The 3,383-nt window shown below is 48.5% G+C and carries 3 protein-coding genes; all 3 read left to right on the top strand.

The window, feature by feature from the left end; genetic code table 11:
- The first annotated feature begins 440 nt into the window (after positions 1 to 440).
- Positions 441 to 824 carry a response regulator gene (locus tag LAT75_RS15425; RefSeq protein WP_291483713.1) on the top strand — a complete coding sequence of 128 codons (384 nt, stop codon included), beginning with the start codon at positions 441 to 443 and terminating at the stop codon, positions 822 to 824.
- A gap of 567 nt (positions 825 to 1,391) precedes the next feature.
- Entirely contained in the window at positions 1,392 to 2,375 is a 984-nt protein-coding gene (locus LAT75_RS15420) for an SMP-30/gluconolactonase/LRE family protein (protein ID WP_291483711.1), read from the top strand.
- A 334-nt stretch (positions 2,376 to 2,709) separates the two neighbouring features.
- Positions 2,710 to 3,383: NAD-dependent epimerase/dehydratase family protein (locus tag LAT75_RS15415; RefSeq protein WP_291483709.1), on the top strand; the 674-nt coding region annotated here is incomplete at its 3' end.

Genomic DNA, 3,383 nt, shown 5'->3' with positions numbered 1-3,383 from the left:
GGCTATGTATGCCGGCGAAGGAGTATCAAGGGTCAAAGAAATACTTTCCGCCAGTGAATTGATTGAAAGGATATGGGTGGAGTTTGAAAATAAATAACACCTTTTTCCAATCCATTGAATAAACGATGACTGAATCAGAAACAGGGGTCAATAACCAGATAACCCTCGGTTCAGACCGCCTTAAACATACCATCGGCGTATGAAGGCTAAGCGCCAATATTTTGAATCTGGCAGTTGGATCTGGTTTGCTTATCTGCTCTTATATCACCCAAAAGTATCTGAATGCGTAAATAGTCCAAACTTTTGCGTAAATAGTGCAATCATTAGAGGGCCTGCTTCACTAACTTAATCATGACGGAGGGATAAGCCTCGACTGAAAACCGAAAGAATGCATACCCATTTCTGAAATGACTGAAAACGCCAAAAACCAAAGTACACCTATGAAAATTTTAGTAGTAGACGACGAACGGGACGTTGAAATGCTGTTCCGGCAAAAGTTCAGAAAAGAAATCCGCAGCGGACTTGTTGAACTGGAATTTGCCTTTTCAGGCACAGAGGCACTCGAGCGCTTGCACAGCACGCAGCCGCCGGATGTGCTTTACATATTTTCTGACATCAACATGCCCGGTATGTCGGGGCTGGAGCTGCTTGATAAAGTGAAAGCTGAGTTTCCGCAGATCCATGTAAGTATGATTTCGGCCTACGGCGATAATGAAAACTACAATAAGGCGATAAACTCGGGCGCCAAAAAGTTTTTCACCAAACCGGTCGATTTTGATTCGCTGAGGGTTGAGGTTACCGAGCTGGCTAAATCATCTGTTTAATCCGGCATCGAAAACCAGACATAAGTGTAATACAAACAGGCAATAATCTGAAGATTCATTTCTGTGGTTTGAATATACTTTAGCGACAGGCATCGGGCGAGCATCTGATTAGGATAAAATGCGAAGAGCCCAAGAAAAGCTGCATGCAGGGTTTCTCTGATATGGTTTACAGGATCTCATCTTAACAGAGCCGGAGTCTGTGCCTGATAATGAAAGCACCGATAAATGTAGTAGGGGTAATGGTCGGGCTGCCAACGGAAGCCTGCAAATGTCCTGAACAGACGCTGAGCATGCGATCCCGCGGTAGCAGGCGCCAGGCTGAACCCAGCGGTTTTTGGATTAAGTTTGGGTTGGTAAAGGTTAGGAAAATCCTCAAATTGAATTTGGTACTGTCAGGTATAGTTTGCCATTTGCAGATTATTTTTTAGAAATCATAAAAAAATTATGTATAAAGAAGCAAGCCCGGATTGGCTATAAACCAATCAAAAACAACACTCTGTAAGTGCAATATTTGCTTTTGAGGAGTCCCTGCTCACTTCCCGCCGTTTTTTACCTAATCCAAAACCCATGCCCAAGAATACTATCGCTGTTAGCCTGCTCACTCTTTTGATACTTGTTTTGGGAGGCTGCGGTTCATCGGATGAATCCGAAACACCGGTATATGCGGAATCTGAGGCCGGATCAGGTGAGGCTTCATCCGAGGATACGGTAAGCCTGCTGATTGAAGGCGAGGCACCTGCCATCATCAGCGGTCCGCATCAGTTCACCGAAGGCCCGTACTGGCACCCGGATGGCTTCCTGCTATTCAGCGACATCCCCGCCAACCGGGTGTACCGCTGGAGCGAAGCCGACAGCACAGGCATTTTTCTGGAACCCAGCGGGAATACCAACGGCATACAGGCCGATACCGACGGCACCCTGCTGCTGGCTCAGCACCGCGGATCGCTTGGCAGGCTTTCGGAAGCGGGCAGGCCATTTGAAATCTTCCTCGATAACTTTGATGGAAAACGGTTCAACAGTCCTAACGACCTGACAGTACACAGCAATGGCACCATCTTTTTCACCGACCCGCCGTTTGGCGTGCGCGATGAAGACCGTGAGCTGGATTTCAGCGGCATATACATAATTACCCCCGACGGCACGCCCTACGTGTTTTATACCGCATTTGACTATCCCAACGGCATTGTGCTTAACGCTGAAGAAAACAGGCTTTTTGTTAACGACTCCGGCGCGGGCAACATCCTGTTTTTTGAGCTTGATAATGACGCCATACCACACAGTCCGCAGTTTTTTGCAAATGTCGGGGAGATGGGTTCCGGATTGGGAGCCGCCGACGGCATAATTACGGATGTGCACGGAAACCTCTACACAACCGGGCCGCGGGGACTCATCATCTTCGATGCAGACGGGCAGATGCTGCACCGGATTCCTTTTGGTGAGCAGATCACCAACCTGGAGTGGGGCGGGGAGGAGCACGACATCCTGTTTATAACCGGCGCGGACCATGTGTTCAAATGGCGCCTGAACACAACGGGTACAAAGAAGCGGTAGGATGCCGGGAGCCGCCTGCATTCTGAAAAAAATTAACCTGCGAACTGCTCAGGAAGAAAATGGAGTAGTTTGCAGGGGATGGATGCCTGCGCATCATTCCTTCTGCGTTAGCTACAACCTTTGCGGGTTCACTTATCCTGCGGGCCTTGAATTGGCAGGATTCTCTTTTTACTGCGGGAAGTTTTCAGATGAATCAGAACCATCAAAAAATAATGAGTTGCGGCTAAATATATTTGTATTAAATTCATGCCTCGAAGCAGCTTAGCTGCTGAACTTAGTATTCTACAGTAGTTAGTTTTTAGACGTCATCCTTCACATAACACAGGTGTAAACTATGGAATCACTCAGCGGTACTCAGGTATTGGTAACAGGCGCAACGGGTTTTGTGGGTGCCCGGCTTTCAGAACTGCTATCCGGGCAGGAAAAAGCGATTGTGACCGGCACGGGCAGAAATCTGGATCGGGTGTCTTATCTGAAAGATCACGGGGTAACGCTAACAGCTGCCGAACTCACCGATGAAGAAAGCCTGAAAAAACTGGTGGAGGGCAAAGAGGTTGTTTTTCATGCAGCTGCGGCTATCATGGCCGATGCGGAAACGGCACAAAAAGTAAATGTTGATGCCACGGAACTGCTCGTGAGGCTTGCCGGAGAAGCCGGGGTTAAGCGGTTTGTACACGTGAGCACGGTAGGGGTGTACGATATGAAAAACCTGAAAATGGTTGATGAAACCGCGCCCCTTGCCCTGAATCACTCCTCAGCTTATCCCCGCACAAAAGCGCAGGCCGAAAAGCGCGCAAAGCAAACCGCAGCGGCCTATGCTATGGAGCTTTCCATTGTGCGTCCTTCTATGATTTACGGCCCCGGGCATGGCTTCTGGTCAGAAACCATGTTCAAAAATGTACTCGATGGCAATCCTGTATTTCTCGGTGACGGCTCCGGTAATTTTATTCCGGTGTACATCGATGATGTAGCGGCTGCCATCATACTGTGCGCCAAACATCCCGGGGC

The organism is Cyclonatronum sp. (genome assembly GCF_022565315.1).
GTDB lineage: Bacteria > Bacteroidota > Rhodothermia > Balneolales > Cyclonatronaceae > Cyclonatronum.
Note: the sequence above shows the minus strand (reverse complement) of the source record. Positions and strands in the feature narration are given on the sequence as shown.

Coding starts and splice junctions, on each gene's coding strand:
- LAT75_RS15425 (WP_291483713.1), top strand. CDS start 441: ATGAAAATTTTAGTAGTAGACGACGAACGGGACGTTGAAATGCTGTTC.
- LAT75_RS15420 (WP_291483711.1), top strand. CDS start 1,392: ATGCCCAAGAATACTATCGCTGTTAGCCTGCTCACTCTTTTGATACTT.